General features: G+C 58.4%; 28 protein-coding genes and 1 tRNA gene. 22 read left to right on the top strand and 7 right to left on the bottom strand.

The genetic code is table 11. The features are described 5' to 3' along the window. Positions 1-109: 109 nt before the first annotated feature. The 8 genes from xylA (at position 110) to CFter6_RS17940 (ending at position 7,266) form a co-directional block, all read left to right on the top strand. On the top strand, positions 110-1,426 hold the full coding sequence (xylA, locus tag CFter6_RS17975; protein ID WP_061541082.1) for a xylose isomerase: 1,317 nt from the start codon (positions 110-112) through the stop codon (positions 1,424-1,426). 181 nt (positions 1,427-1,607) lie between these two features. Then, positions 1,608-2,588 (top strand): D-xylose ABC transporter substrate-binding protein, encoded by a 981-nt coding sequence (gene xylF / locus CFter6_RS17970; RefSeq protein WP_417924810.1) that lies wholly within the window; start codon positions 1,608-1,610, stop codon positions 2,586-2,588. 87 nt (positions 2,589-2,675) lie between these two features. Beyond that, positions 2,676-4,268 (top strand): D-xylose ABC transporter ATP-binding protein, encoded by a 1,593-nt coding sequence (xylG, locus tag CFter6_RS17965; protein ID WP_061541080.1) that lies wholly within the window; start codon positions 2,676-2,678, stop codon positions 4,266-4,268. Next, the gene (locus tag CFter6_RS17960) at positions 4,265-5,428 is read left to right on the top strand and encodes a sugar ABC transporter permease (RefSeq protein ID WP_061541079.1); all 1,164 of its coding nucleotides are present in this window, start codon (positions 4,265-4,267) and stop codon (positions 5,426-5,428) included. Before xylG ends, CFter6_RS17960 begins: the two co-directional genes overlap by 4 nt. A gap of 130 nt (positions 5,429-5,558) precedes the next feature. After that, positions 5,559-6,200 (top strand): LysE family translocator, encoded by a 642-nt coding sequence (locus CFter6_RS17955; RefSeq protein ID WP_061541078.1) that lies wholly within the window; start codon positions 5,559-5,561, stop codon positions 6,198-6,200. A 120-nt stretch (positions 6,201-6,320) separates the two neighbouring features. Further along, positions 6,321-6,632, top strand: coding sequence for a hypothetical protein (locus CFter6_RS17950; protein ID WP_061541077.1), 312 nt, complete (start codon positions 6,321-6,323; stop codon positions 6,630-6,632). 91 nt (positions 6,633-6,723) lie between these two features. Beyond that, positions 6,724-6,918 (top strand): hypothetical protein, encoded by a 195-nt coding sequence (locus CFter6_RS17945; protein WP_061542450.1) that lies wholly within the window; start codon positions 6,724-6,726, stop codon positions 6,916-6,918. 135 nt (positions 6,919-7,053) lie between these two features. Beyond that, entirely contained in the window at positions 7,054-7,266 is a 213-nt protein-coding gene (locus tag CFter6_RS17940; RefSeq protein ID WP_061541076.1) for a hypothetical protein, read from the top strand. A 122-nt stretch (positions 7,267-7,388) separates the two neighbouring features. Here the strand turns inward: CFter6_RS17940 and CFter6_RS17935 are convergent, their stop codons facing one another. After that, complete coding sequence (locus CFter6_RS17935) at positions 7,389-8,168, bottom strand: sulfite exporter TauE/SafE family protein (protein WP_236904367.1); 780 nt, start codon at positions 8,166-8,168, stop codon at positions 7,389-7,391. A gap of 91 nt (positions 8,169-8,259) precedes the next feature. On the opposite strand from CFter6_RS17935, the gene CFter6_RS17930 reads away from it, so the two are divergent. From CFter6_RS17930 to CFter6_RS17900, 7 genes are all read left to right on the top strand, one after another. Beyond that, entirely contained in the window at positions 8,260-9,150 is an 891-nt protein-coding gene (locus CFter6_RS17930; protein ID WP_061541074.1) for a LysR family transcriptional regulator, read from the top strand. Between the two features lie 108 nt (positions 9,151-9,258). Continuing rightward, positions 9,259-9,717 carry a MarR family winged helix-turn-helix transcriptional regulator gene (locus tag CFter6_RS17925; protein ID WP_061541073.1) on the top strand — a complete coding sequence of 153 codons (459 nt, stop codon included), beginning with the start codon at positions 9,259-9,261 and terminating at the stop codon, positions 9,715-9,717. A 16-nt stretch (positions 9,718-9,733) separates the two neighbouring features. Then, the gene (locus tag CFter6_RS17920) at positions 9,734-10,297 is read left to right on the top strand and encodes an isochorismatase family protein (RefSeq protein ID WP_061541072.1); all 564 of its coding nucleotides are present in this window, start codon (positions 9,734-9,736) and stop codon (positions 10,295-10,297) included. A 2-nt stretch (positions 10,298-10,299) separates the two neighbouring features. Next, complete coding sequence (locus CFter6_RS17915; protein WP_061541071.1) at positions 10,300-10,629, top strand: hypothetical protein; 330 nt, start codon at positions 10,300-10,302, stop codon at positions 10,627-10,629. Beyond that, positions 10,626-11,948, top strand: coding sequence for an MFS transporter (locus CFter6_RS17910; protein WP_061541070.1), 1,323 nt, complete (start codon positions 10,626-10,628; stop codon positions 11,946-11,948). Before CFter6_RS17915 ends, CFter6_RS17910 begins: the two co-directional genes overlap by 4 nt. Before the next feature lie 123 nt (positions 11,949-12,071). Then, positions 12,072-12,395: a hypothetical protein gene (locus tag CFter6_RS17905; RefSeq protein ID WP_061541069.1), complete on the top strand. Its 324-nt coding sequence runs from the start codon at positions 12,072-12,074 to the stop codon at positions 12,393-12,395. Between the two features lie 632 nt (positions 12,396-13,027). Further along, positions 13,028-13,315 carry an addiction module antidote protein gene (locus CFter6_RS17900; RefSeq protein WP_061541068.1) on the top strand — a complete coding sequence of 96 codons (288 nt, stop codon included), beginning with the start codon at positions 13,028-13,030 and terminating at the stop codon, positions 13,313-13,315. Between the two features lie 66 nt (positions 13,316-13,381). Here the strand turns inward: CFter6_RS17900 and CFter6_RS17895 are convergent, their stop codons facing one another. Next, complete coding sequence (locus tag CFter6_RS17895) at positions 13,382-13,846, bottom strand: RDD family protein (protein WP_150118808.1); 465 nt, start codon at positions 13,844-13,846, stop codon at positions 13,382-13,384. 181 nt (positions 13,847-14,027) lie between these two features. Here CFter6_RS17895 and CFter6_RS17890 point away from each other — a divergent pair, with 181 nt between their 5' ends. Continuing rightward, positions 14,028-14,672: a dihydrofolate reductase family protein gene (locus CFter6_RS17890; RefSeq protein WP_061541066.1), complete on the top strand. Its 645-nt coding sequence runs from the start codon at positions 14,028-14,030 to the stop codon at positions 14,670-14,672. A gap of 103 nt (positions 14,673-14,775) precedes the next feature. Beyond that, complete coding sequence (locus tag CFter6_RS17885; RefSeq protein ID WP_061541065.1) at positions 14,776-15,444, top strand: HAD-IA family hydrolase; 669 nt, start codon at positions 14,776-14,778, stop codon at positions 15,442-15,444. A 111-nt stretch (positions 15,445-15,555) separates the two neighbouring features. On the opposite strand, the gene CFter6_RS17880 is transcribed toward CFter6_RS17885, so the two are convergent. Then, entirely contained in the window at positions 15,556-15,864 is a 309-nt protein-coding gene (locus CFter6_RS17880) for a hypothetical protein (RefSeq protein ID WP_061541064.1), read from the bottom strand. Between the two features lie 394 nt (positions 15,865-16,258). After that, positions 16,259-16,528 (bottom strand): 3'-5' exonuclease, encoded by a 270-nt coding sequence (locus CFter6_RS25180; RefSeq protein ID WP_470294994.1) that lies wholly within the window; start codon positions 16,526-16,528, stop codon positions 16,259-16,261. A 57-nt stretch (positions 16,529-16,585) separates the two neighbouring features. On the opposite strand from CFter6_RS25180, the gene CFter6_RS26065 reads away from it, so the two are divergent. After that, positions 16,586-16,744 (top strand): hypothetical protein, encoded by a 159-nt coding sequence (locus CFter6_RS26065; protein ID WP_167351323.1) that lies wholly within the window; start codon positions 16,586-16,588, stop codon positions 16,742-16,744. A gap of 392 nt (positions 16,745-17,136) precedes the next feature. Beyond that, positions 17,137-17,928 carry a type II toxin-antitoxin system toxin DNA ADP-ribosyl transferase DarT gene (gene darT, locus CFter6_RS25175; protein WP_167351409.1) on the top strand — a complete coding sequence of 264 codons (792 nt, stop codon included), beginning with the start codon at positions 17,137-17,139 and terminating at the stop codon, positions 17,926-17,928. A 142-nt stretch (positions 17,929-18,070) separates the two neighbouring features. Here darT and CFter6_RS17865 read toward each other — a convergent pair. Beyond that, positions 18,071-18,146 (bottom strand) — tRNA-Asn (locus CFter6_RS17865). A 107-nt stretch (positions 18,147-18,253) separates the two neighbouring features. Next, positions 18,254-19,471, bottom strand: coding sequence for an amino acid aminotransferase (locus CFter6_RS17860; protein WP_061541061.1), 1,218 nt, complete (start codon positions 19,469-19,471; stop codon positions 18,254-18,256). 127 nt (positions 19,472-19,598) lie between these two features. On the opposite strand from CFter6_RS17860, the gene uvrB reads away from it, so the two are divergent. Together uvrB and CFter6_RS17850 are read left to right on the top strand one after the other, a co-directional pair. Beyond that, complete coding sequence (gene uvrB / locus CFter6_RS17855; protein ID WP_061541060.1) at positions 19,599-21,680, top strand: excinuclease ABC subunit UvrB; 2,082 nt, start codon at positions 19,599-19,601, stop codon at positions 21,678-21,680. Between the two features lie 51 nt (positions 21,681-21,731). Then, the gene (locus tag CFter6_RS17850) at positions 21,732-22,520 is read left to right on the top strand and encodes a uracil-DNA glycosylase family protein (protein WP_061541059.1); all 789 of its coding nucleotides are present in this window, start codon (positions 21,732-21,734) and stop codon (positions 22,518-22,520) included. Here the strand turns inward: CFter6_RS17850 and CFter6_RS17845 are convergent. Then, positions 22,517-23,287 carry a TetR/AcrR family transcriptional regulator gene (locus tag CFter6_RS17845; RefSeq protein WP_236904365.1) on the bottom strand — a complete coding sequence of 257 codons (771 nt, stop codon included), beginning with the start codon at positions 23,285-23,287 and terminating at the stop codon, positions 22,517-22,519. The two genes, CFter6_RS17850 and CFter6_RS17845, sit on opposite strands and share 4 nt — an antisense overlap. Positions 23,288-23,612: 325 nt before the next feature. Here CFter6_RS17845 and iscR point away from each other — a divergent pair, with 325 nt between their 5' ends. Continuing rightward, entirely contained in the window at positions 23,613-24,107 is a 495-nt protein-coding gene (iscR, locus tag CFter6_RS17840) for a Fe-S cluster assembly transcriptional regulator IscR (RefSeq protein WP_014007109.1), read from the top strand. The last annotated feature ends 14 nt before the right edge of the window (positions 24,108-24,121 follow it).

The following is a 24,121-nucleotide window of genomic DNA, read 5'->3' as shown; positions in this document are numbered from 1 at the left end:
AATAGAAAGAATCGCTAGTGCGCTTGGTGGATTTCATAATTGTAGAGCGCCAGGCGCGGCTCTAGTATGGCCCACACCAAGACCGCATCACCACCTTACAGGAGCAAGCATGAGCTATTTCCCATCCGTGACACCAATCCGCTTCGAAGGCAAGCAGGCGCAGACGCCGCTGGCTTTCCGCCATTACGACGCCGCCAAGCTGGTGCTGGGCAAGCCGATGCGGGAACACCTGCGCATGGCGGCCTGCTACTGGCACACTTTCGTCTGGCCCGGTTCCGATGTGTTCGGCGCCGGCACCTTCCGCCGTCCCTGGCAGGAAGGCGGCGACGCCATGGCGATGGCCCATAACAAGGCTGACGCCGCTTTCGAATTCTTCAGCAAGCTGGGCGTCGACTATTACACCTTCCACGATACAGACGTGGCGCCGGAAGGGAACAGCCTGGCCGAATACCGCAACAACTTCGCGCAGATGCTGGACGTGCTGGAGCGCAAGCAGGAACAGACCGGGGTGCGCCTGCTGTGGGGTACCGCCAACTGTTTCAGTAATCCGCGCTTCGCCTCCGGCGCCGCCAGCAATCCGAATCCTGAACTGTTCGCCTATGCTGCCGCGCAGGTCTGCACTGCCATGAACGCCACCCAGCGCCTGGGCGGCGCCAACTATGTCTTGTGGGGCGGCCGCGAAGGTTATGAAACCTTGCTCAATACCGACCTCAAACGCGAACGCGAACAACTGGGCCGTTTCATGCGGCTGGTGGTGGAACATAAACACAAGATCGGCTTCAAGGGCACATTGCTGATCGAACCGAAACCGCAGGAACCGACCAAGCACCAGTATGACTACGACAGCGCCACCGTGCACGGCTTCCTCAAGCAATACGGCCTGGAGCAAGAAATCAAGGTGAATATCGAAGCCAACCATGCCACCCTGGCCGGACACAGCTTCCATCATGAAATCGCTACCGCCGCTGCGCTCGGCATCCTCGGCAGCGTCGACGCCAACCGCGGCGATCCCCAGAACGGCTGGGATACCGACCAGTTTCCCAACAGCGTCGAGGAAATGACGCTGGCCACCTACGAAATCCTGAAAGCCGGCGGCTTCACCACCGGCGGCTTCAACTTCGATTCCAAGGTAAGGCGCCAGAGCCTGGACGAAGTCGACCTGTTCCACGGCCACGTCGGCGCCATGGATGTGCTGGCGCTGGCGCTGGAACGCGCTGCCGGCATGGTCGAGAACGATCTGCTGGCGAATTTCAAGGCCGAGCGCTATGCCGGATGGGATGGCGCTTTCGGGCAGGACGTGCTGGCGGGCAAACTGAGCCTGAGCGATATCGCCGAGCATGCGTTTGCCAAGCAGATCAATCCGCAGGCGGTCAGCGGCCGCCAGGAAATGCTGGAGAACCTGGTCAATCGGGCCATCTACGGTTGAAAGTGTAGTAGGCAGGTAGGGTGGGCACGCATTTGTGCCCACGCGAATGTACCGCAGCAACGCGTGGGCACAGGTGCCCACCCTACAAAATAGTACGGTTAAATTATAAGCAGTTAAATCAAAACCAATGACAGGAGACACAGCAATGAACAAATTCAAACGGAAGAGCCTATTCGCAGTGATGGCGGTAGCGGTATTTGCACTGGGCAGCACAGCCGCGATGGCCGATTCCAAGAATCCCAAGATCGGTTTTTCGATCGACGATTTGCGGGTCGAGCGCTGGGCCAGGGACCGCGATTTTTTTGTTGCCGCGGCTGACAAGCTGGGCGCCAAGGTGTTTGTACAGTCGGCCGACGCCAGCGAGCAGCGGCAGATCTCCCAGATCGAAAACCTGATCTCGCGCGGCGTCGACGTCATCGTCATCGTGCCGTTCAACGCCACCGTGCTGACCAATACCGTCAAGGAAGCCAAGAAAGCCGGCATCAAGGTGGTGTCGTATGACCGCCTGATCCTGAACGCCGATATCGACGCCTACATCTCCTTCGACAATGAAAAGGTCGGCGAGATGCAGGCCGAAGGCGTGCTCAAGGCGCAGCCCAAGGGCAATTATTACCTGTTGGGAGGTTCGCCCACCGACAACAACGCCAAGATGCTGCGCGAAGGCCAGCTGAAAGTGCTGAAGCCGTCGATCGACAAGGGCGACATCAAGATCGTCGGCCAGCAGTGGGTCAAGGACTGGAGCGCTACTGAAGCCTTGTCCATCGTGGAAAACGCCCTGACTGCCAACAATAACAAGATCGACGCCATCGTCGCCTCCAACGACGGCACCGCCGGCGGCGCGATCCAGGCGCTGGCTTCGCAAAAGATGGCAGGCAAGGTGCCGGTCTCGGGGCAGGACGCCGACCTGGCCGCGGTCAAGCGCGTGATCGCCGGTACCCAGTCGATGACGGTGTACAAACCGCTCAAGCTGATCGCCTCCGAAGCGGCCAAACTGTCGGTGCAACTGGCGCGCAACGAAAAGCCTGCCTACAACTCCCAGTATGAAAACGGCGTCAAGAAAGTCGACACCATACTGCTGAAACCGACGCCGCTGACCAGCGCCAACGTCAAGCTGCTGGTGGACGACGGTTTCTATACCCAGGCCCAGATCAGCAGCAAGTAAGCTGCGGCATGAACTGAAACGGCCGCGGCGGCATTCATGCCGCCGTGCGGCCGTTTTCTTTTCCCTTTAGTCATTGCGGGAGCAGGCATGTCCGACTATTTGCTGGAAATGCGCGGCATCGTCAAGGAATTCGGCGCGGTGCGGGCGCTGGATGGCATCGACATCAAGGTCAAGGCTGGTGAATGCCTCGGCCTGTGCGGCGAAAACGGCGCCGGCAAATCGACCCTGATGAAAGTGCTGTCCGGCGTTTATCCGCATGGCAGCTGGCAGGGTGAAATCCTGTGGCAGGGAGCACCCTTGCAGTCGCAATCGATGCGCGATACCGAAGCCGCCGGCATCATCATCATTCATCAGGAGCTGATGCTGGTGCAGGAACTGTCGGTAGCAGAAAACATTTTCATGGGACACGAACTGACCCTGCCTGGCGGCCGCATGAACTATCCCGCCATGTACCGCCGCGCCGCCGAACTGATGCGCGAACTGAAAATGCCCGACATCAATGTGGCGCTGCCGGTGATGAACTACGGCGGCGGCCATCAGCAGCTGGTGGAGATTGCCAAGGCGCTCAACAAACAGGCGAAGCTGCTGATCCTGGACGAACCGTCGTCGTCGCTGACGGCATCCGAGATCGAGGTTTTGCTGGATATTATCCGCGACCTGAAAGCCAAGGGCGTGGCTTGTGTGTATATCTCACACAAGCTGGACGAAGTGGCGGCGGTGTGCGACACCGTGGCCGTGATCCGCGACGGCAAACACATTGCCACCACGCCGATGCAGGACATGAATGTCGACCAGATCATCACGCAGATGGTGGGCCGCGAAATCAGCGCCATGTATCCGGACCAGGAACACGAGATCGGCGAGGTGATGTTCGAAGCGCGCCATGTCACCTGCCATGACGTCGACAATCCGCTGCGCAAGCGCGTCGACGATATTTCTTTTTCTTTGCGGCGCGGCGAGATCCTTGGCATCGCCGGGCTGGTGGGCGCCGGCCGCACCGAACTGGTGTCTGCCCTGTTCGGCGCTTATCCTGGACGCAGCCAGGCCGAGGTCTGGCTGGAAGGCGTCAAAGTCGACACCGGCACGCCGCAAAAAGCGATCCGGCTCGGGCTGTGCATGGTGCCTGAAGACCGCAAGCAGCACGGCATCGTGCCCGATCTCAGCGTCGGCCAGAACATCACCTTGGCGGTGCTCAAGAATTTTTCGCGCAACACCCGCATCGATGCCGAGGCCGAACTGAAAACCGTGCAGGCTGAAATAGGCCGGCTCCAGCTCAAGACATCCAGCCCGTTCTTGCCCATCACCAGCCTGTCCGGCGGCAACCAGCAAAAGGCGGTGCTGGCAAAAATGCTGCTGGCGCGGCCCAAAGTCCTGATCCTGGACGAACCGACGCGCGGCGTCGATGTCGGCGCCAAGGCCGAGATCTACCGGCTGATGGCGCAGCTGGCGCGGCAGGGCGTGGCGATCATCATGGTGTCGTCCGAGCTGGCGGAGGTGCTGGGCGTTTCCGACCGCGTGCTGGTGATCGGCGAAGGCAAGCTGCGCGGCAATTTCATCAACCGCGGCCTGAGCCAGGAAACCGTGCTGGCAGCGGCGATCGACCAGTCGTCTCAATACATGGCGTCGCAGCAGCTGGTCGCCGCTGCATCTGAAGCAGGAAATAACGGGAAACTGATATGAGCAAGATCAACCTCAATTTCAACCTCAATTTCAATATCAAGCAGCTGTTCCGGCAATACAAGATCATGGCCTTGCTGATAGCTATCGCCATCATCTGGGCATTCTTCAGCTGGAAAACCGAAGGCGGTTTCGTCACGCCGCGCAACCTGTCCAACCTGCTGCGCCAGATGTCGATCACCGGCATCCTCGCTTGCGGCATGGTGTTGGTGATTATCGGCGGTGAAATCGACCTCTCGGTCGGCTCCATGCTCGGCTTGCTGGGCGGCGTCGCCGCCGTGCTCAACGTCACCCACCATCTGCCTCTGCCGCTGAACCTGTGCCTGGTGCTGCTGCTGGGCCTGGCGCTGGGTTTGTTCAACGGCTACCTGACGGCGTACATGCGGATTCCCTCGTTCATCGTCGGCCTCGGCGGCATGCTGGCGTTTCGCGGGATCCTGTTGGGCGTCACCGGCGGACTGACCATCGCCCCGGTCTCCAGCGACCTGGTGTACCTGGGGCAGGGTTACCTGCCGCCGCAGCTCGGCATCGTGCTCGGCGCCGGCTTGTTCATCCTGGCCTTGGCGCTGACCTGGCGCCAGCGCCGCAACCGCATGCAGCACGCGCTGCCGGTGCCGCCGCTGTGGCGCGACGGAGTGCGTGTGCTGCTGATCGGACTGGTGCTGCTGGCGTTTGTATCCACCCTCAACACCTATGACGGGATCCCTGTGCCGGTGCTGCTGTTGCTGGCCTTGCTGGGCCTGTTCAGCTACATCACCACCCAGACCGTTTTCGGGCGCCGCATCTATTCGGTCGGCAGCAACATGGAGGCGACCCGTTTGTCCGGCGTCAACGTGCAGGCGGTGAAGCTGTGGATCTTCGGCATCATGGGCGTAATGTGCGCGCTGGCCGGCCTGGTCAATACTGCGCGCCTGGCGGCGGGTTCGCCTTCGGCCGGCAACATGGGCGAGCTGGATGCGATCGCTGCCTGTTTCATCGGCGGCACTTCCATGCGTGGCGGCTCGGGCACGGTATATGGCGCGCTGATCGGCGCGCTGGTGATGGCCAGCCTGGACAACGGCATGTCGATGCTGGATGTCGATACCTACTGGCAAATGATCGTCAAGGGCAGCATCCTGATGCTGGCGGTGTGGGTCGATGTCAGCACGCGTTCGGGACGATAAGGAGCCGCACTGGTGCACGGTTGGCCCGTGGAAACACGGTAGCCGCCATTCGCGTATACTTGGCCGGTGTCTAGACAGATCCCGGCTCAGGGGCCAGGGTACAACAATCGCTTGAAAGGTCCGACGCCCGATGCATACGCAAACTATCCTCACCTATACCGCCTTCGCGGCGCTGTCCATCCTCAGCCCCGGGCCGTCGATCCTGCTGTCGCTGCGCAATGGCGCTACCTATGGCCCGCGTTCGGTGATGTGGTCAGGCCTGGGCAATATTTCCGGCGTGTTCTGCCTGTCGACCGCGGCCATCCTTGGCCTGGGCGTGCTGCTCAAGTCGTCCGCCATGCTGTTCATGGCAGTCAAGATTTGCGGCGCGCTTTACCTGTTTTATATCGGCATCCGGCATTTGTTCGCCGGCTCGAACGGACTTGCTTATGAATCGGAAGCAGGGCAGGCCGGAATTGCTCCGCGTCCGCGCAAGCTGTATGGCGAAGCCTTCCTGACAGCGGCCACCAACCCCAAGGCGGTCTTGTTTTTCACGGCGCTGTTCCCGCAGTTCATCGATCCCCAGGCAGCTTTGCTGCCGCAATTCCTGGTCCTCATGGCTATCTTCATGAGCTTGTCTTACAGCACCCACCTGAGCTATGCAGTAGTAGCTTCCCGCGCCAGGCATCTGCTGGTGCGGCCGCAGTTCGCCAAGTGGATGAACCGCGTGGTAGGGACAGCCTTCATTTCATTCGGCTCGCTGCTGCTGGCGCTGCGCCGCCAGACATCCTGAGCCTATGTGTCGAATTGTAATCGTTTGTAAGGACGGTCAACAGTTCCCGCATCGCCCTCGTTATCTGCTCAAGCCCTCGGGATTTTCCTGAGGTAATCGAGATAACGTAAAGGTGCACACATGAACAAATTACTCGCAACTCTGATCGCTGGCTTGTTTGCTACTTCCGTTTTCGCCCAGGCTGCCGCTCCAGCTGCCCCTGCAGCGCCTGCTGCTTCGGTAACCGCAAGCGCAACTACCCCGGCTGCCAAAGCAGACGTGAAGGCAGATGTGAAAGCGCCGAAGGTTGAAACCAAGGCCGCAGCAAGCACCGAAACCGCAGCCAAGGGCACGAAAGCAAAAACGCATCACACACCGTTCAAAGCCACCAGCAAGGTGAAGGCAGAACCAACTGCCGCCAAGGCAGACGTCAAGGAAGCCGCGCCTAAGTAATCAAGGCAGCGTCCATCGCGAGAGACAGGATGATCCTGTCTCTCGCGTTTTCAGCCGTCGGTTTTTGTGCAAATATTTTGAGGAACAAATCATGGGTATCCTGGAAGAAGTCATTGGTGCGGTAGTGGCAGTCGAAGGCGTGAAGAAGCTGGATCCGAATGCCTCCATCCTGACTGAGGGCATTGCCGCCATTGCCGGTTACAAGGGCGTGGAAGCGGTGACCGAACATCTGGAAAACAAAGAAGCCGAAAACAAGGAGGGCGATGACCCTCAGCAGCCTGCTTAAAAGCAGCGGATTGATCCAGGAGAGGAATCTTCCCATCGGGGAGATTCCTCTTTTTCGTTCCGACTCCCCGAGACAAATCCCGGAAAATATGGCACTGTAAGACGCAATCAATCCGAATCGAAGCAGGGAGAAAAGATGAAGCTGACTTACTGGGTGGCCGCACATCTGGACGGCGACAAGACCGACGCCGTGATTGCCAGGACCAAACATGACTGCGAACAAAAAATCCTGACTTTCGAAAATCCTGCCGAATACGGCCAGCCGGTAAAAAAATCCTTCCTCTACGGCGATGTATTCGACCTGTTCGAAATGGCGACTGCCAAGGACGGCGGGCGCGGCATGGGATAGGGCGCAATCGGTGGTTAGCCTGGGCCATGCCGGAGAAAGACAAGCTGCGCGGCGATACTTGCCAGTATGCCGAGCGTGGCTATGGTTTGAAGCAGGGCGGCGAGCATGGTTTTCTGCGCAATCTAGATAATCGGACGCAATACCAGCTGCAGGCCGAGCACGATCAGGCAGATGAAAAACCAGCGCCGGAAAACAGCCGGGCTGACGCGCCGCCGGACATGCTGGCCTAGCCACATGCCCAGCAATGCAGGTAGCACCGCAAGGCTGGATGTGCCGATATCGCCCAGCTGGAAAGCGCCTTGCCGCTGCAGGCCGATGGCCAGGGCGATGGTTGACACGGTGAACGACAGTCCCAGCGCCTGCACCAGGTCCTCCTTGTCCAGCCCCAACGCCTGGATATAGGGCACGGCCGGAATCACGAACACGCCGGTGCCGCCGGTGATCAGTCCGGTCACAAGGCCGACCAGCGGCGATGCAGGCCGCTCTGCCTGCGCAGGAACAGACAGCTGGCGCGCCGCCAATCCGAACAGCGCATAAATTACTAGCACCACTCCGAGCGCTATTGCAGTCCAGCCGCCGCTGTCATTGGTCATCAGCCAGGCGCCGGCAATGGTGCCGACGGTGATGCCCGCCATCATGGTCCAGAGCCGCCTGGCCAGCGCCACGAATCCGGGGCCGGCCAGCAGTTGCCAGAGGTTAGTGACGAACGAGGGCAGGATCAGGAGCGAGGCCGCTGCAACCGGCGGCATGGTGGCTCCCAGCAGCCCCATTGCAATGGTCGGCAACCCCATCCCGGTCACGCCCTTCACCGTGCCGGCGATAAAGAAGGTGAGCAGAATGGCGGACAAGCGTGGCAGGTCATAGTGGAACATGGCTGGCATCTCAAAAAGCGACAATGGCATTTTTCTCGATCCGAGGCCCCGGCACAATGCGCAAGAACCGTATCCAGCCTTAGGCTATGCCTAAGGCTCGCAGGCTGGTAGCATCGTGTACATGCGCTTCGACCTGACCGATCTGCGGCTATTCCTCCTGGTTCTGGAAACCGGCAGCATTACCCATGGCGCGGCGCTGGCCAACATGTCGCTGCCCTCGGCCAGCGCGCGCCTGCGCGGCATGGAGGAACTGATCGGCCTGCCTCTGCTGGAGCGCCGCGCCCGTGGCGTTGAACTGACGCCGGCAGGCGATACCCTGGCCCACCATGCGCGGCTGGTGCTGGCGCAGATGGAGCAGATGCGCGGCGAGCTGGGCGAATATTCAAAAGGGTTCAAGGCCCATGTCCGGCTGTGGGTCAACACGGTTGCCATGACCGAGTTCTTGCCCAAGGCGCTGGCGCCGTTCCTGGCGGCGCGTCCGAATATCGATGTCGACCTGAAGGAAAGGCCCAGCACCGACATCGTCAAGGCAGTGTCGCTCGGCACCGCTGACATCGGCATCATTTCGACCACCGCCGACCACGGCAGCCTGCAGCTCTTTGCTTTCGCCACCGACCGCCTGGTGCTGGTGGCGCCGCGCGGCGATCCGCTGGTAAAGCAGAAGCGCATCGCCTTCCAGCACACGGCCGGCCGCCAGTTTGTCGGGCTGAGCGTCGGCAATCCCTTGCAGAACTATCTCGACGAGCACGCCATGCGGGCCGGCAATCCGCTTTCATTCAGGGTGCGTGTGCGTACCCTGGAAGCAATCTGCCACATGGTGGCGTCCGGCGTCGGCCTGGCCATCGTGCCGGAGACGGCGGCGCGGCGCTGCCGGCGCTCGATGGCGATTCAATCGGTGCGGCTGTCCGATCCCTGGGCTACCCGGCAGCTGGCGATTTGTACGCGCGATGCCGATGCCTTGCCGCAGTATGCGCGGGAACTGCTCGAACACCTTTCCGCTGCCGGCGCTTAATCCCGGCGTCCTTGCCGCGGCCGTCCCCATTCTTGACTTCGTCCCGGAGCAGGACTATTATCCATATATGAAGGTAACCTTTGTAGTTTTCCTTCCTATCTATAAGGCATGAGCATGAGTGAACGACCAGACGATCCCGAAGCCGCCCGCGCACTGGCGGTGGCGGGAGAGATCCGTGTATTGATCGGCCAGCTGCGCCAGCGTTTGCGCGAACAATCACACCTGGGAGATTTCAGCCTGACCCAGCTGCAGGTCCTGGTCTGGCTGGAGAACGAAGGCCCGGCGACGGTGACCAGCATCGCTCGCGCTCAGGGCATGCGTCCTCAATCGATGGGCGAGACGCTGGCCGTGCTAAAGGCAGCCGGGCTGGTGAGCGGCGTGCCGGACCCGGACGACGGCCGGCAAACCATCTTGTCGCTCACGGCCGACTGCCGGGAAAAGATCAAGGCCGCGCGTGCGGCAAAGGACGACTGGCTGTTCCGGGCCATCCGCAGCAAGCTTACGCAAGCAGAGCAAAAACAGCTCGCAACCGGCGTCGAACTGCTCAAACGCCTCATCGAATCGTGACCAGAAGGAAAACACCATGGCAGTAACCACGCTTGATCCAAAGACAGCACTCATCGTCATCGACCTGCAGAACGGCATCGTCGCTTATCCCACCGTCCATCCGGCCAGCGAGGTGGTGCAGCGGGCTGGCGCGCTGACCGCCGCATTCCGCCGCCACGACCTGCCGGTGGTGCTGGTCAACGTCACAGGCGGCGCGCCTGGCCGCACCGATCAGGGACGCAGCCTCGGCGACCTTCCCGCCGGCTGGGCCGATTTCGTCCCCGAGCTGAACCAGCAGCCGCAAGACCATATCGTGACCAAGCGCACCTGGGGCGCATTCACCGGCAGCGACCTTGATGCGCATCTGAAAAAACTGGGCGTGACGCAAGTCGTGATCGCCGGCATTTCCACCAGCATCGGCGTCGAATCAACTGCGCGCCAGGCATACGAGCACGGTTTCCACGTCACCCTCGCGGTCGACGCCATGACCGACACCAATCCCGATGCTCACATCAACAGCACCACGCGGATTTTTCCGAGGCTGGGCGAAAGCGGCGGCACTCGGGAGATCATCGCTCTCCTTGATAAGCGGAGCGCCTGACCATGGAATCGCTGCATGGCGTCTCTTATTTCTTCGGCGGCATTTTCCTCATCAACTCCGTTCCTCACCTGGTGAGCGGTTTGATGGGGCGGCCGTTTCAAAGCCCGTTCGCCAAACCGCCAGGCGAGGGTTTGTCTTCTTCCACGGTGAATGTGCTGTGGGGATTTTTCAACCTGGCGATTGCCTATCTGCTGATCTGCCGTACCGGCGATTTTGATCTGCGCGCCACGGCGCACATTGTCACGGCGGGATCGGGTATGCTTCTGGCCGGCGTGATCATGGCGCGCAGGTTCGGCCGCTTCAACGGCGGCAATTCTCCCGGGGACGCATGAACAGGCTGACGCAAGGCACCTTCCGTTCGCTGAATAACTTCAACTACCGGATCTGGGCCGGCGGCGCGCTGGTCTCCAATGTCGGAACCTGGATGCAGCGCACCGCCCAGGACTGGCTGGTGCTGACCCAGCTGACCCACAAGAATGCGACCGCGGTCGGCATCGTCATGGCGCTGCAGTTCGGGCCCCATCTCCTGTTGCTGCCTGTGACCGGTTTTGCAGCAGATCATCTGGACCGGCGCAAACTCCTGATTGCGACCCAGGCGGCGATGGGAATGCTGGCCCTTGGACTGGGCATCCTCACCGTCAGCGGCTTGGTCCAGCTGTGGTATGTCTACCTGTTTGCATTCCTGCTGGGCTGCGTCACGGCATTCGATTCGCCGACGCGCCAGACGTTTGTCTCGGAGCTGGTGACTGAAGCCGAGCTGTCGAATGCAGTAGCGCTAAATTCTACGTCTTTCAATGCTGCGCGCATGATCGGACCTGCTGTCGCAGGTGTCCTGATTGCCGGCATCGGCTCGGGCTGGGTATTCCTGATCAACGCTGTTTCATTTGCCGGGGTCATCGGCGCTCTGCGGCTGCTGCGTGTCGATGAACTGCACCTGAGAAGCAGGGCTGCGCCAGCCCGCGGCGGGCTGCTCGAAGGTTTTCGCTATGTCTGGCGCCGCCCTGATATCAAAGCTGTGCTTCTCATGCTGTTCCTGATAGGCACCTTCGGGCTCAATTTCCCGATCTTCATTTCCACCATGTCGGTCACTGTCTTCCATGCGGGGGCGGACCGTTACGGGCTGCTGACGGCGATCATGGCCTTCGGCTCGGTCGCCGGCGCGCTGCTCTCGGCCCGGCGGGCGCAGCCGCGCATCGCGATCCTGCTGGCCGGAGCCGCCGTCTTCGGCTTCGGCTGCGCGCTGGCGGCGTTCATGCCCAGCTACTGGCTGTTTGGTCTGGCGCTGATTCTTATCGGCATATCCGCACAGACTTTCAACACCACTGCCAACAGCATGGTGCAACTGTCGACCGAACCCGCCATGCGCGGACGTGTGATGGCGATCCTGCTGGCCTTGGCGCTGGGCGGTACCGCCATCGGTGCGCCTGCGGTGGGTTGGGTAGCGGACACCTTCGGCCCGCGCTGGGCGCTCGGTGTCGGCGCCGCCGCGGGTTTTGCCGCAGCAATCGTAGGAATCCGTTACCTCGCCAGGTACCGCCATCTGCGGGTGCGCATCGACGGCGGTCGCTTGCGCTTCAGCATCGACGACAGCGATCCCATGAATGTGCTGTTGCGACCCGGCTATACCGCCACCGAACAGAAGGTTCCATGAACAGGAAGCATGTGTTGAGTTGTAATGGTATGTAACACTGGTCAACAGCATCCTCGCGGCTTGCGTTTGTAGCTTAAGACCTCAGGAAGTATGAGGAAGTCAACGTAACCTAAAGGTGCACACATGAATAAATTACTCGCTACTCTGATCGCCGGTTTGTTTGCTACTTCTGTTTTTGCCCAGACCGCGGCTCCAGCTGCTCCTGCGGCCCCGGTCGCCGCTGCCCAGGCAGCCAAGGCCGATGCCAAGGAAAAGAAAGCTGACGTCAAGGCCGATGCAACGGAAGCAAAAACCGCTGCCAAGGCGGACGCCAAAGTGGCAGACGCCAAAGCCGATGCGAAGGAAACCAAGGCAAAGGCACACCACAAGGCTGTAAAAGCGAAAACCAAGGCCAAGGCAAGCGCTACGGAAGCCAAGGCGGATGCGAAAGAAGCCGCGCCCAAGTAATCGACGCGATGCTCATCAAACGAGACAGGCTGGTCCTGTCTCGTTTGCTTTTACAGATGCAGCCGCTGCGGATGACTGGAGCGGATTGACGTGTTCTTGCAACAGGAGACGGCCGGCGTCAGCCAATGTCATCCTTTTGTCATACGGGTTGTGGAGAATACGATATAGCAGGGATTACAAGTGATGAACAATGCGATCAAATCGCAGTTTCTTATTACAAGAGTGCCGACATGAGAACGTTTTTACAGTTGTACCGTTACTACCGGAAGAGTGGTTGCCGCATATTCCCCGCCGTGAAAAGAGCTAATCGCGCGTGGAACCACGGGTTCTGAAATCCTGTTTTTGTTCGTCGTAGTTAACCTATTGACGCCGATCGAGACGGCCGGAGATTTGCCATTTCCTTCCTCAATTCAGCCTGACCGCTTCTGGTTCTGAGCAGCATCCGGTTCCATGGCCTTTCAGGGACGTCCGTTCCCGCGCCGCCAATTTCAGCTTTCTGCCTGTACTGCCATCGCCACGCGTGATTTATCATTAGCGAGGCAACACTATCATCGTCTTGCTCTGCGGTGGCGATAAGGGGACGCAAGCAGGAGACACGGCAAAGCGCCTTGCGGCAGAATGGAGCGAATGAAATGACTGAGAAATTGACGAGCTACGATCCTGCCGAGGATTTGTCCTCTGACGAAGCAAGGGCAATTTTCATGTCAGCTGCATTTGAGACGAATGACGCCGCTTACATCGCGCATGCGCTTGGCGTCGTTGCCCGTGCGAAGGGTATGCCGCAAATTGCGGGGGAAACGGGCTTGTCCCAGGAGCAGCTTTATCGTTCTTTCAGCGAGAACGGCAACCCGACCCTAAAAAATACACTTGCCGTGATGAATGCTTTAGGCCTAGAACTGATCGCAAAAATCCACGCCTGACAGGGATTCAATACATGGCGAGATATTGACGCAGGCCCGCGTAAATGCGCGATTACACGGCCTGCATCAATCGCCAAACTTGACTGGCTCCGCGCCACCATTTTTACGCCGGACCACTACCGTGCCGGCAAGCTTGTCATGCCATCCCTGCTTGCGCTTGTCGATGCCGACCCAGATCAGCCCGAGGCAAAGGGGGAATGTCGAAACGAAGTAGCCCAGGTAGCGGATCGCATCCTGCTTGATGCTCGGTTTGTCGCCGGTCCTGGCGTCAACGATGCGGGCGCCAATTGCCATCTTTCCCGGCGTCGCTTGCCGCGCTTGCCAGAACGTGATGACCACGGCCGCCGGCAGAATGTAGGAAACCAGAATGTTCATCGGTCCGCTTAGCGTCACGCCGGAAACCAGTTCCTCGCTCCCGTAAATGGAGAACAATATCGGGATGATCACGACCAGCACAAGGACTGTGTCGATCAGGTGGGCACAGACTCTCAGCCAGAATCCAACATATTCGAATTCGGTGGATTCATTCATTTTTAATCCTGTCATTGATGTGCTGTCTCGATGCTTCAACCCGAGCCCAGTGTATCTCAAGCTGCATCCGCATATGTGCAATCGGCGGTGCTATATTATTGCTTTGAAAGCTCTCTACAGTTGTCAATGCCGCTACCCGGGCGCGTCGGGTTGCCGGCGCTAATTGAAAGGATCGGCAGCCATGTCCAAACTCTGTGTGCGCAGTTTCTCTCTATCCCTTGACGGTTACGGCGCAGGCCCCGGCCAGGATCTCGACAATCCGCTCGGCGTCGGCGGCAAGGCCTTGCACCAATGGGCTTTTTCCACCCGAACGTTTCAAAAGATGTTTGGAAATGAGGGCGGCGCGACCGGCGTGGATGACGATTTTGCAGCGCGCGGTTTCGACAACATCGGCGCCTGGATCATGGGGCGCAACATGTTCGGACCCGTCAGAGGCGCGTGGCCCGACGATACATGGAAGGGATGGTGGGGTGACAATCCGCCGTACCATACCCAGGTCTTTGTGTTGACTCACCATGCCCGACCATCGATCACGATGGAGGGCGGCACCGTGTTCCACTTCGTTACCGATGATATCCATGCCGCGCTGCAGCGCGCCACCGAGGCTGCCGGTGGCCGCGATATCCGGCTCGGCGGCGGCGTCGACACGGTCCGGCAATATCTTCGCGCAGGACTCGTCGACGAACTGCACCTTGCCATCTCACCGGTCCTGCTCGGTGCCGGGGAAAATCTTCTGGCCGGCATCGACATGCCGAAGCTCGGCTATAAGGTCACGGAATATGTCCCCACGCCGAATGCGGCCCATGTCGTCCTGACGAAATCCTGAACACGCACGAGATGTAAAAGGGAGAGGCCGTGGCGCCTGACGCGCATCCGTTTGATATCGGAGATAATGGACGCCCCTAGTTTGTGTGTGAAGGAAAGAGAAAATGGCAGGTCGTGGTTCATCGTTACCCGAAGGTCGATACAGCGCCTTCCTTTTCGATATGGATGGCACCATTCTCAACTCGATAGCCGCGGCAGAACGCATCTGGGGCGCGTGGGCGGTTCGCCATGGCCTCGAGCTGGCATCCTTCCTGCCGACCATGCACGGCTCGCGCGCCGTCGACACCATAACCCGACTGGGACTCCCCGGGATAAATCCTGAAGTCGAAGCATTGAAAATCACTAATGCCGAAATTAATGACGTCGAGGGCATTGTCGAGATACCTGGCGCGGCGGTTTTTTTAAAGTCTCTGCCACCGACCAAATGGGCTGTTGTGACTTCGGCTCCCAAGGATTTGGCATTGCGGCGCATGAAAGCGGCGGGCATTCCTGTTCCGGCTGTGCTTGTGACGGCTGACGATGTTGCTGCCGGAAAGCCGAACCCTGATTGCTATCTGCTGGCGGCCCGGAAACTGGAAGTGGACGTTAGCAGCTGTCTGATATTTGAAGATGCGCCCGTCGGTATTGCTGCTGGCGAAGCGGCTGGCGCGACAGTACTGGTTGTTACCGCAACTCATGGTCATCCGATAAATAGCACGCACTCAACGATTAAGAATTACGAAAAAATATTTGCTAAGGCTGACGAGGATGGCTCTATCCTGCTTGAAGGGTAGGCGGTCTAGTCAAGACTGGAAGCCCGGTTTTCAAAGTTCACGCATGAAATGCTATACAAGCGGAGATCAGGATTTGCGAGACTGTGCGTCTGGAACAAACCATACAGAATTTTATACATCATTAAGTCCATGATGCCCTTGCTCAAAATAGTCATTTGCCGCATTGCCTATTCCGACGATTGGATCGTCCCCAAGCATTGATTCGGCCGGATATATTCCGCTTCCTTTTGTTTCCGGTTCTCGCGAAAATGCGTAAACTATTGCGGCGCCAACGAAAGGAAGCAGCCAAATCACACAGTATTGATATGCCTTTTGGCGCCGCTCGAAGAGCTCACTCCTGATGATTACCAGGGTGACGCCAATGTTAGCAAGAGCAGCCAGAGCAATGATCAGATAGACGAGTATGTGTTCGATATTCATTAGATCCAGCTGCGTTCAAGAATTACTCTCAAAAAAGTCATGCTAACAAGCCTGCCTTGACCATCATACTAGCCGTAATTGATACCGGTGCCGATCGCGATATTCTCTTTCGTTTTCATTCCCAACTAGAAAAAACTAGGAACAGGTCTTGCAATGGCACATGGAAGATTTTTCAGAGTTGCCTTGTTGGGGCTTGCGTCAACAAGCGGCCCACGGATTAAGAGTCAAGGACGCAGAATGTGCGCGGGTCGCAAAGTCGCGTAGTACAACAACTACTGTTCGCGCATCCAGTGCACGAAATACATTGGATGCGCCAAGTTGGTCAAAAAATTCCCCACTTAAAAGGGCCGCTTGGTCACTTAGGCAATTCTTGGCTTATCCGACGCTAATAACTTCATAGTGAATAGCCCGAAGTGATGATGCACGTTGGGAACATTGGATAAAGAATCATCGTATGGGTTTTTGCTCGCGTTATGCCCACCCGCAGAATTCTTCTGCTTCGATTAAACGGATGCGTATCATCCGGCCATACGAACGAGGACATCAGTCCTAGTTTCTCGTCAAAGCGCCCGCCGCGAACGATGATGACTCCATCGAACTGTTTGCCCTTCGCCTTGTGGATTGTCATGATTTGGACGCCGCGCGAGTCTTCGGCTCCGCCCAAGAGCTGATCTTGCGCCAAGGCAGAGTTGAACGCTTCTCGCGCGCCTATGTAACGGCCATGAATCTCCCATATTTCGGCAAGCGCCAAACGGATTCGCTTACCTCGATTGAACGCGACCAGATAGTCAAGGTGCGTGGCGACTTGTCGCAGTTGAGGATCCCCAGCGCCGCGAAGCAGATTCCGAACGACGTTCCAATCTTTGGCTGGATCGCCTGAATAGGTACCCCATCTGTTGAACGTCGCTGCAAGATGCTGGGGTTACGAGTAACCAGCGATCGACAAGGCTACTTCGGCTATAACGAGAACTTCAAGGCTTACATTGAGGTTATCTCGTTCGACCGCCTCCTCAACGCTGCGCGAGAGCGCAACCGGGCGTTCTTCGACAAATTAGGATTGCCGACGAATTAACGGGTGGGTTTTCATGTTTTGTTGTTTTGTTCACGAATTTAGGGAACCAGATAATTACGCCTCTCCGACGCATATACTTGTGACAAGTGTCACGGTACTATGACCGGCGTTATACTGAAATTAAACAGGCCATGCGACTGGCACAATTCTTGGAGTCTAGAGAGTGCCGATGCAATTTTCAAGCGAGTCAAATAGCATTTATGCCAGCCGACCCAACGAGAACCAAGATTTACCACATCACGGATGTCAGCAATCTTGCCGGTATTATGGCTGACGGCGCGCTATTTTCTGACGCTAAAATGCGAGCTTCAAATCGAAACGTGACCGAAATAGGTTATGGACACATTAAACAACGTCGACTCGATAAATATACGATTCCTTGTTGCGATGGACGGGCCGTGGGAGAATTCGTTCCGTTCTATTTTTGCCCAAGATCGCCTATGCTCTCTACCATCAATAAAGGTAACACGGGCCGGCCAGCCGGCTGTCAATCGAGCATAGTACACTTGGTTAGCGACGTTCATCGAGCCACGGGCTTAGGAAGACCTTGGGCAATCAGCGACGGAAACGCGGGCGCAGAATATACAAATTTCTCGAATGACAAAGATGCACTTCAAAAAGTAGACTGGAACATCGTTGGCTCGAATTCATGGGGTGGTGGCGGCCTTGATTGGGCTGATGTTGAACCCCTCGTTGCAAATGCATTTGCGGACTTGCCCGATGTACATGTGAAATTATTTTCTCCGTCGGGGGTGCCGTCTTCAACTTCTATGCCAAATAGAACGGAGAGGCCGAATATGACTCCGGGTAACCGCTACGTCGTATTTCAATGTCTGCCTCACACCTTGGGTGTAGGAGTAGAGATCTGGCGCGTACTGGCGGATGCGCACGATGTGCGAAATGGTTTCGAGTATGAGGGCATTGATGAAGTAACCGAAGACCTGACAGAGCAAGTCATTCGCTGCGCAAAGGCATTGCAAAAAATGCTGTGATTCCACATATCGGCAAGTAGCCAATTTGCCGAAAAACATTTTTTGTCTGAGCTTGTTGCAACAGGATTTTATTGGCCGGTCAGCACAGAATTTCCGGACAAAAGAAAAGGGGCCACGTTTGCACGTAGCCCCTTCAGAATCTTGGCTCCCCGACCTGGACTCGAACCAGGGACCTGCGGATTAACAGTCCGTCGCTCTACCAACTGAGCTATCAGGGAATTGAAAGAAGCAGAATTATAGTCTCGAATTCGCTGGGTTGTCAAAGCTTTTTCTAAACTTTTCTACATCCCGGAGCAGTCGTTGCAACTTCTCCGGGAGCCGAATATTACAGGACTTTTGCGATTGCGGCGACAACATTGTCAATATTTTTGGTATTGAGCGCGGCCACGCAGATGCGGCCGGTGTCGACGGCGTAGATCGAGAATTCGTCGCGCAGGCGTTCGACCTGGGCCTTGGTCAGGCCGGAGTAGGAGAACATGCCGCGTTGCTTGGTGACGAAATCAAAGTCGTGGCCTGGGGCCTGTTCCTTCAGTTTTTTCACCAGCAGGTGGCGCATTTCGCGGATGCGCACGCGCATGCCGGCCAGTTCTTCTTCCCACAGCTTGCGCAGCTCTGGCGAGGCCAGGGCGGTGGCGACTACCTGGCCGCCGTGGATCGGCGGGTTGGAGTAGTTGGTGCGCACCACGCGCTTGAGTTGCGACAGTACGCGGCCGGCTTCTTCCTTGCTGGCGGCGACGATGCTCAGGGCGCCTACGCGTTCGCCATACAGCGAGAACGATTTCGAGAACGAGTTCGATACGAACACCGGGCCGCCGGCTTCGGTGAAGCGGCGTACTACCTGGCCGTCGGCTTCGATGCCGTCGCCAAAGCCCTGGTAGGCCATGTCGAGGAACGGCACCAGGCCGCGCTGGGTGACGACTTCGATGACCTGGGTCCATTCAGCGTCGCTGAGGTCGGCGCCGGTCGGATTGTGGCAGCAGGCGTGCAGCAGGACTACCGAGCCGCTAGGCATGGTTTTCAGCGCATCCAGCATGCCGCTGAAGTTGACGCCGCGGGTGGCCGGGTCGTAGTAAGGATAGTTGTTGACGGTGAAGCCGGCCGATTCGAACAGCGCGCGGTGGTTTTCCCAGCTTGGATCGCTGATCCAGACTTGGGTGTTGTCGGCGCTGAAGCGCTTGAGGAAATCGGCGCCCAGTTTCAGCGCGCCGGTGCCGCCGATGGCTTGCACGGTGATCGCACGTTTCTCTTGTACTACCGCGCTGTCGGCCCCAAATACCAGTTCTTGCACAGCCTTGTCGTAAGCCGCCAGGCCTTCGATCGGCAAGTAGGTGCGCGGCGCCAGCTTTTCGATCAGCAGCGCTTCCGCTTTTTGCACGCATTCCAGCAGCGGCACCTTGCCGTTGTCATCGTAATAGACGCCGACGCCGAGGTTGGTCTTGCCTGGATTCTGGTCCGCATTGAAACCTTCGGTGATGCCGAGGATAGGATCGCGTGGCGCCATTTCGATGGCGGTAAAGAGGGAGGCTGAAAGAGGTGCGTTCATCGTGATAACATAAAAAGTTGGCTGCAAAAGAGATTTTGCGGCCGGGTTGAATGCTGTGCCGGGTCACGAGACAAATCGCTGATCGGCGCGGATTTACTACCGTCTATTTTACCAAAGGTCGAGGCCCATGGCTGACATATCACAGGTTCAGAGCACCGTCGACGAGTCCAAAATCGTCACATTTCCGAATTCGCCGTACAAGCTGTTCCAGCCGTTCCAGCCGGCCGGCGACCAGCCGGTGGCCATCGAAAAACTGGTGGAGGGCGTGGAAGACGGCCTGTTTTACCAGACCTTGCTGGGGGTGACCGGCTCCGGCAAGACCTATACGATGGCCAACGTGATCGCCCGCATGGGGCGGCCAGCCATCGTCTTCGCTCCCAATAAGACGCTGGCGGCGCAGCTCTACAGCGAGTTCCGCGAGTTTTTCCCGCACAATGCCGTCGAGTATTTCGTCAGCTACTACGATTATTATCAGCCGGAAGCCTATGTGCCGCAGCGCGACTTGTTCATCGAGAAAGATTCCTCGATCAATGAGCATATAGAACAGATGCGCCTGTCCTGCACCAAATCGCTGATGGAACGGCGCGATGTGGTCATTGTGGCAACGGTATCGGCGATCTACGGTATCGGTAATCCCAACGAATACCACCAGATGATCCTGACCTTGCGCGCCAAGGACAAGGTCAGCCAGCGCGACGTCATCGCGCGCCTGATCCAGATGCAGTACACGCGTAACGAAATCGATTTCGGCCGCGGCACCTTCCGCGTGCGCGGCGATACCATCGACGTGTTTCCGGCCGAGCATGCCGAGCTGGCCTTGCGCATCGAGATGTTCGACGATGAAATCGACAGCTTGCAGCTGTTCGACCCGCTCACCGGCCGTGTACGGCAAAAGATCCCGCGCTTCACCGTCTATCCCGGTTCTCACTATGTAACGCCGCGCGCCACCGTGCTGCGCGCCATCGAAACCATCAAGGATGAACTGCGCGACCGGCTCGAATTTTTCCGTAAGGAAAATAAACTGATCGAGGAGCAGCGCATTGAGCAGCGCACCCGTTTCGACCTGGAAATGATGCAGGAAATCGGTTTCACCAAGGGCATCGAAAACTACTCGCGCCACCTGAGCGGCGCCTTGCCGGGCGAGCCGCCGCCGACCCTGGTCGATTACCTGCCGCAGGATGCGCTGATGTTCCTGGACGAATCGCACGTGCTGATCGGCCAGCTGAACGCCATGTATAACGGCGACCGTTCGCGCAAGACCAACCTGGTGGATTACGGTTTCCGGCTGCCGTCGGCGCTGGACAACCGGCCGCTGCGCTTCGACGAGTTCGAAGGCAAGATGCGGCAGACGATTTTTGTTTCAGCCACGCCGGCCGACTACGAAAACCAGCATGCCGACCAGGTGGTGGAGCAGGTGGTGCGGCCGACCGGCCTGATCGATCCTGCGATCGAAGTGCGGCCGGCCCTGAGCCAGGTCGACGACCTGATGAACGAGGCCAATGCCCGCATCAAGAAGAACGAACGGGTGCTGGTCACCACACTGACCAAACGCATGGCGGAGCAGCTGACCGAATTCCTGAGCGATAACGGCATCAAGGTGCGCTACCTGCACAGCGATATCGAAACCGTCGAGCGCGTGGAAATCATCCGCGACCTGCGCCTGGGCACCTTCGACGTGCTGGTCGGCATCAACCTGCTGCGCGAGGGCCTGGATATTCCTGAAGTGTCGCTGGTGGCGATCCTGGATGCCGACAAGGAAGGCTTCCTGCGTTCCGAGCGCAGCCTGATCCAGACCATAGGCCGCGCCGCGCGTAACCTGAACGGCACCGCGATCCTGTATGCGGACCGCATGACCGATTCCATGCGCCGCGCGATCGACGAAACCGAGCGCCGCCGTAACAAGCAGATCGCCTTCAATGCCGCCAACGGCATTACTCCGGTCGGCATCAGCAAGCAGATCAAGGAATTGATCGACGGCGTCTACAGCCCGCAGGAAGCGCGCGAAGTACTGCATGCGGCGCAGGACCAGGCCAAGTACGAGGCGATGAGCGAGAAACAGGTGAGCAAGGAAATCAAGCGCCTGGAGAAGCAGATGGTCGATCACGCCAAGAACCTGGAGTTCGAAAAAGCCGCACAGGTGCGCGACCAGCTGCATGTGCTGAAGCAGCAGCTGTTCGGCGCGCCGGGAGCGGACAATATCGTTTTGTAGTTGCAGGATTTTTTGCAGCCTGTGTTTGATCAATCCTGTTTTTGATGATTTATGACTGATTTTCTTCCTGCTTCAATCCGTTCCGCGTTGACCGGCGTGCATGCTTCCTGGCTCGCCATCCTGGAGCACGGCTTGCGTGCGGTAGCGCAAGCCAATCCGGCCTACCTGAAAGACCTGGCCGCGGCCGATTACCTGCCTACCGAGGGCCGCATGTTTGCCGCCTTCACCCAGCCGCTGGAAGCGGTGCGTTATGTGCTGGTGGGCGAGGGACCTTATCCGCGCGCGGCCAGCGCCACCGGCGTCTGTTTCATGGACGGCGCGGTCGGTTCCCTGTGGTCGGAGAAGGGCTTGTCGAAGCAGGTTAACCGCGCCACTTCCCTGCGCAATTTCATGAAGATGCTGCTGGTGGCCGATGGCCAGCTGGCGCTGGAAAACACCACCGGCGATGCGATGTCGGCTGTAGCGTTGCAGGCGCAGAAGGACAGTTCGCAGGCGATCCAGCTACTGGCCGACCTGCAAGCCAATATGGTGAAGCACGGTTTCTTGCTGCTGAACGCTTCGCTGGTGTTCCGTCCGGAAGTACCGCCGGTCAAGGACGCCAAGGCCTGGCAGCCGTTCATGCAGGCAGTGTTGCAGGGGCTGGCGGATGCTGCGGACAAGCGTGGCGAGGACTTGCCGACGCTGGTGTTGTGGGGAAAAATCGCCGAGCAGCTGAATGCCTATCCGGTGACTGCGCGCTTTCCGAAAGCAGTCGCCGAGCATCCTTACAACTTGAGTTTTATCGGCAACGCCGGCATGCAGGCCTTGTTCGGGCCGATGCAGCTGTTACGGCGCGCTTAGATCAGGCTCATTTGCCGCAGGTCGATTTCGGCCTGGGTCAGCGGTTTTTCTGTTGCAGGCGCAGGAGCCGGGCTGAGATCCAGTTGCGGTTCGGCGACGGGCGCCGCGGTTTTCGGGGCCGGCGCCGGTTTGCTCCGTTTGCCGACGGCCGGGATGGCGCTGGCCAGCCAGCGTTTGAGCATGTCGTCAAACAGCGCCAGCATCGCTTCCGGCAGTTCCGGCGTGTAGGCCTGGCGGATCACGATGCCGTCCCACATCGCGGTCAGCAGCAGCGCCGCCGCATGGGCATCCAGGGCATGGTCGATCTGGCCGCGTTCCTGGGCGGTGCGCAGCATGTCGGCCAGGCCGTCTACCCATTCCGTCTCCGCCGTCTTGATCACCGCACCTACGCGCTTGTTGCGCAAGCCTTCCGCATAGATTTCAGTCATCAGGCCGGCGTCGCTGATCGCGGCGTAGCGGCGGGCGAAGGCGCGGGTGATGGCGGACAGCGCTTGCGGCAGGTCGTCGGTATCGTGAAATTCCGACAACAAAAAGCGCGCCTGGCGCCTTTCGTCCTCTGCCATGGCCGCAATGATCGCATCCTTGCTGGTGAAATAGCGGTACACCGCGCCCGGGCCGAGGCCGACTTCTGTGCAGATCTCCTGCATCGAGGTCTGGTGGAAGCCGGTCTTGCGGAAGCACTTTCCTGCGGATTTCAGGATATCGACGCGTTTCTGGTCAGCTCTCTGCGTCGGTGATTGCGGTGTCTTGGATTTGCGGATGGCCATGCTGCTCAAAAAGAGGACTGTGCGGGAGGGTCGGTATTATAGGTTTAAGCGCCGCTTCCTTGAATATATTTTTACATTTGACACTATTCCGCTCGCTACGATTGGTATGCATATGGCAATTTTTTGCGCCGAATCCCGTTCGTCCGGGATGTCCTTATTTGTTGTAATTGTATAAATGACAATCGGCGCAAAAACCACGCCCGGCGCGGGATTCCAGGAATCGGGCAATACCTGACGGATTCACTCAAGTTTGGTATACTGTCGTAACACTTGGCAATCCAGCAGGATATAGAGACAGGTAGATAGGTTTAAGAGCGGAGATTACATGCGTCTGACTACAAAAGGCCGGTTTGCGGTAACTGCGATGATCGATTTGGCATTGCGCCAAGGCAAAGGTCCGGTAACTTTGTCTGCAATTAGCGAGCGTCAAGAGATTTCCCTGTCATATCTGGAACAATTGTTCGGTAAATTGCGTCGTCACCAGATTGTTGAATCCGTACGCGGGCCAGGCGGCGGATACAACCTGGCGCGCAAGGCCGAGGACGTCACGGTGGCGGACATCATCATCGCGGTCGACGAACCGCTGGATGCGACCCAGTGCGGCGGCAAGGAAAACTGCCACAGCCCGGACCATGAGGGCGGCAGCCGTTGCATGACACATGACCTGTGGTCGACCTTGAACGCCAAGATGGTCGAATACCTGGATTCGGTGTCGCTGAAGGATTTGGTGGATCAGCAACATGCGCAGCAGCAGGCGCAGCAGAGGAAGGCCCTGGAACAAAACGTGGTGGTGATGCATAGGTCCCACCTGGTCGCTTGATTGGAGCTAGAAAA

The sequence above is a fragment of the Collimonas fungivorans genome (assembly GCF_001584145.1).
GTDB classification, from domain to species: Bacteria; Pseudomonadota; Gammaproteobacteria; order Burkholderiales; family Burkholderiaceae_D; genus Collimonas; species Collimonas fungivorans.
This window is presented reverse-complemented; position numbering and strand designations above follow the sequence as displayed.

What these genes read in the sequence shown, in the direction of transcription:
- CFter6_RS17920 (WP_061541072.1), top strand. Translation starts at nt 9,734, where the DNA reads ATGGCAGTAACCACGCTTGATCCAAAGACAGCACTCATCGTCATCGAC.
- CFter6_RS17945 (WP_061542450.1), top strand. Translation starts at nt 6,724, where the DNA reads ATGGGTATCCTGGAAGAAGTCATTGGTGCGGTAGTGGCAGTCGAAGGC.
- CFter6_RS17910 (WP_061541070.1), top strand. Translation starts at nt 10,626, where the DNA reads ATGAACAGGCTGACGCAAGGCACCTTCCGTTCGCTGAATAACTTCAAC.
- CFter6_RS17925 (WP_061541073.1), top strand. Translation starts at nt 9,259, where the DNA reads ATGAGCATGAGTGAACGACCAGACGATCCCGAAGCCGCCCGCGCACTG.
- uvrB (WP_061541060.1), top strand. Translation starts at nt 19,599, where the DNA reads ATGGCTGACATATCACAGGTTCAGAGCACCGTCGACGAGTCCAAAATC.
- CFter6_RS17895 (WP_150118808.1), bottom strand. Translation starts at nt 13,846, where the DNA reads ATGAATGAATCCACCGAATTCGAATATGTTGGATTCTGGCTGAGAGTC.
- iscR (WP_014007109.1), top strand. Translation starts at nt 23,613, where the DNA reads ATGCGTCTGACTACAAAAGGCCGGTTTGCGGTAACTGCGATGATCGAT.
- xylG (WP_061541080.1), top strand. Translation starts at nt 2,676, where the DNA reads ATGTCCGACTATTTGCTGGAAATGCGCGGCATCGTCAAGGAATTCGGC.
- CFter6_RS17845 (WP_236904365.1), bottom strand. Translation starts at nt 23,287, where the DNA reads ATGGCCATCCGCAAATCCAAGACACCGCAATCACCGACGCAGAGAGCT.
- CFter6_RS17890 (WP_061541066.1), top strand. Translation starts at nt 14,028, where the DNA reads ATGTCCAAACTCTGTGTGCGCAGTTTCTCTCTATCCCTTGACGGTTAC.
- CFter6_RS17905 (WP_061541069.1), top strand. Translation starts at nt 12,072, where the DNA reads ATGAATAAATTACTCGCTACTCTGATCGCCGGTTTGTTTGCTACTTCT.
- CFter6_RS17955 (WP_061541078.1), top strand. Translation starts at nt 5,559, where the DNA reads ATGCATACGCAAACTATCCTCACCTATACCGCCTTCGCGGCGCTGTCC.
- CFter6_RS17930 (WP_061541074.1), top strand. Translation starts at nt 8,260, where the DNA reads ATGCGCTTCGACCTGACCGATCTGCGGCTATTCCTCCTGGTTCTGGAA.
- xylA (WP_061541082.1), top strand. Translation starts at nt 110, where the DNA reads ATGAGCTATTTCCCATCCGTGACACCAATCCGCTTCGAAGGCAAGCAG.
- CFter6_RS17935 (WP_236904367.1), bottom strand. Translation starts at nt 8,168, where the DNA reads ATGCCATTGTCGCTTTTTGAGATGCCAGCCATGTTCCACTATGACCTG.
- CFter6_RS17860 (WP_061541061.1), bottom strand. Translation starts at nt 19,471, where the DNA reads ATGAACGCACCTCTTTCAGCCTCCCTCTTTACCGCCATCGAAATGGCG.
- CFter6_RS17900 (WP_061541068.1), top strand. Translation starts at nt 13,028, where the DNA reads ATGACTGAGAAATTGACGAGCTACGATCCTGCCGAGGATTTGTCCTCT.
- CFter6_RS17915 (WP_061541071.1), top strand. Translation starts at nt 10,300, where the DNA reads ATGGAATCGCTGCATGGCGTCTCTTATTTCTTCGGCGGCATTTTCCTC.
- CFter6_RS26065 (WP_167351323.1), top strand. Translation starts at nt 16,586, where the DNA reads ATGAATCTCCCATATTTCGGCAAGCGCCAAACGGATTCGCTTACCTCG.
- xylF (WP_417924810.1), top strand. Translation starts at nt 1,608, where the DNA reads ATGGCGGTAGCGGTATTTGCACTGGGCAGCACAGCCGCGATGGCCGAT.
- darT (WP_167351409.1), top strand. Translation starts at nt 17,137, where the DNA reads ATGCCAGCCGACCCAACGAGAACCAAGATTTACCACATCACGGATGTC.
- CFter6_RS17850 (WP_061541059.1), top strand. Translation starts at nt 21,732, where the DNA reads ATGACTGATTTTCTTCCTGCTTCAATCCGTTCCGCGTTGACCGGCGTG.
- CFter6_RS17950 (WP_061541077.1), top strand. Translation starts at nt 6,321, where the DNA reads ATGAACAAATTACTCGCAACTCTGATCGCTGGCTTGTTTGCTACTTCC.
- CFter6_RS17960 (WP_061541079.1), top strand. Translation starts at nt 4,265, where the DNA reads ATGAGCAAGATCAACCTCAATTTCAACCTCAATTTCAATATCAAGCAG.
- CFter6_RS17880 (WP_061541064.1), bottom strand. Translation starts at nt 15,864, where the DNA reads ATGAATATCGAACACATACTCGTCTATCTGATCATTGCTCTGGCTGCT.
- CFter6_RS17885 (WP_061541065.1), top strand. Translation starts at nt 14,776, where the DNA reads ATGGCAGGTCGTGGTTCATCGTTACCCGAAGGTCGATACAGCGCCTTC.
- CFter6_RS17940 (WP_061541076.1), top strand. Translation starts at nt 7,054, where the DNA reads ATGAAGCTGACTTACTGGGTGGCCGCACATCTGGACGGCGACAAGACC.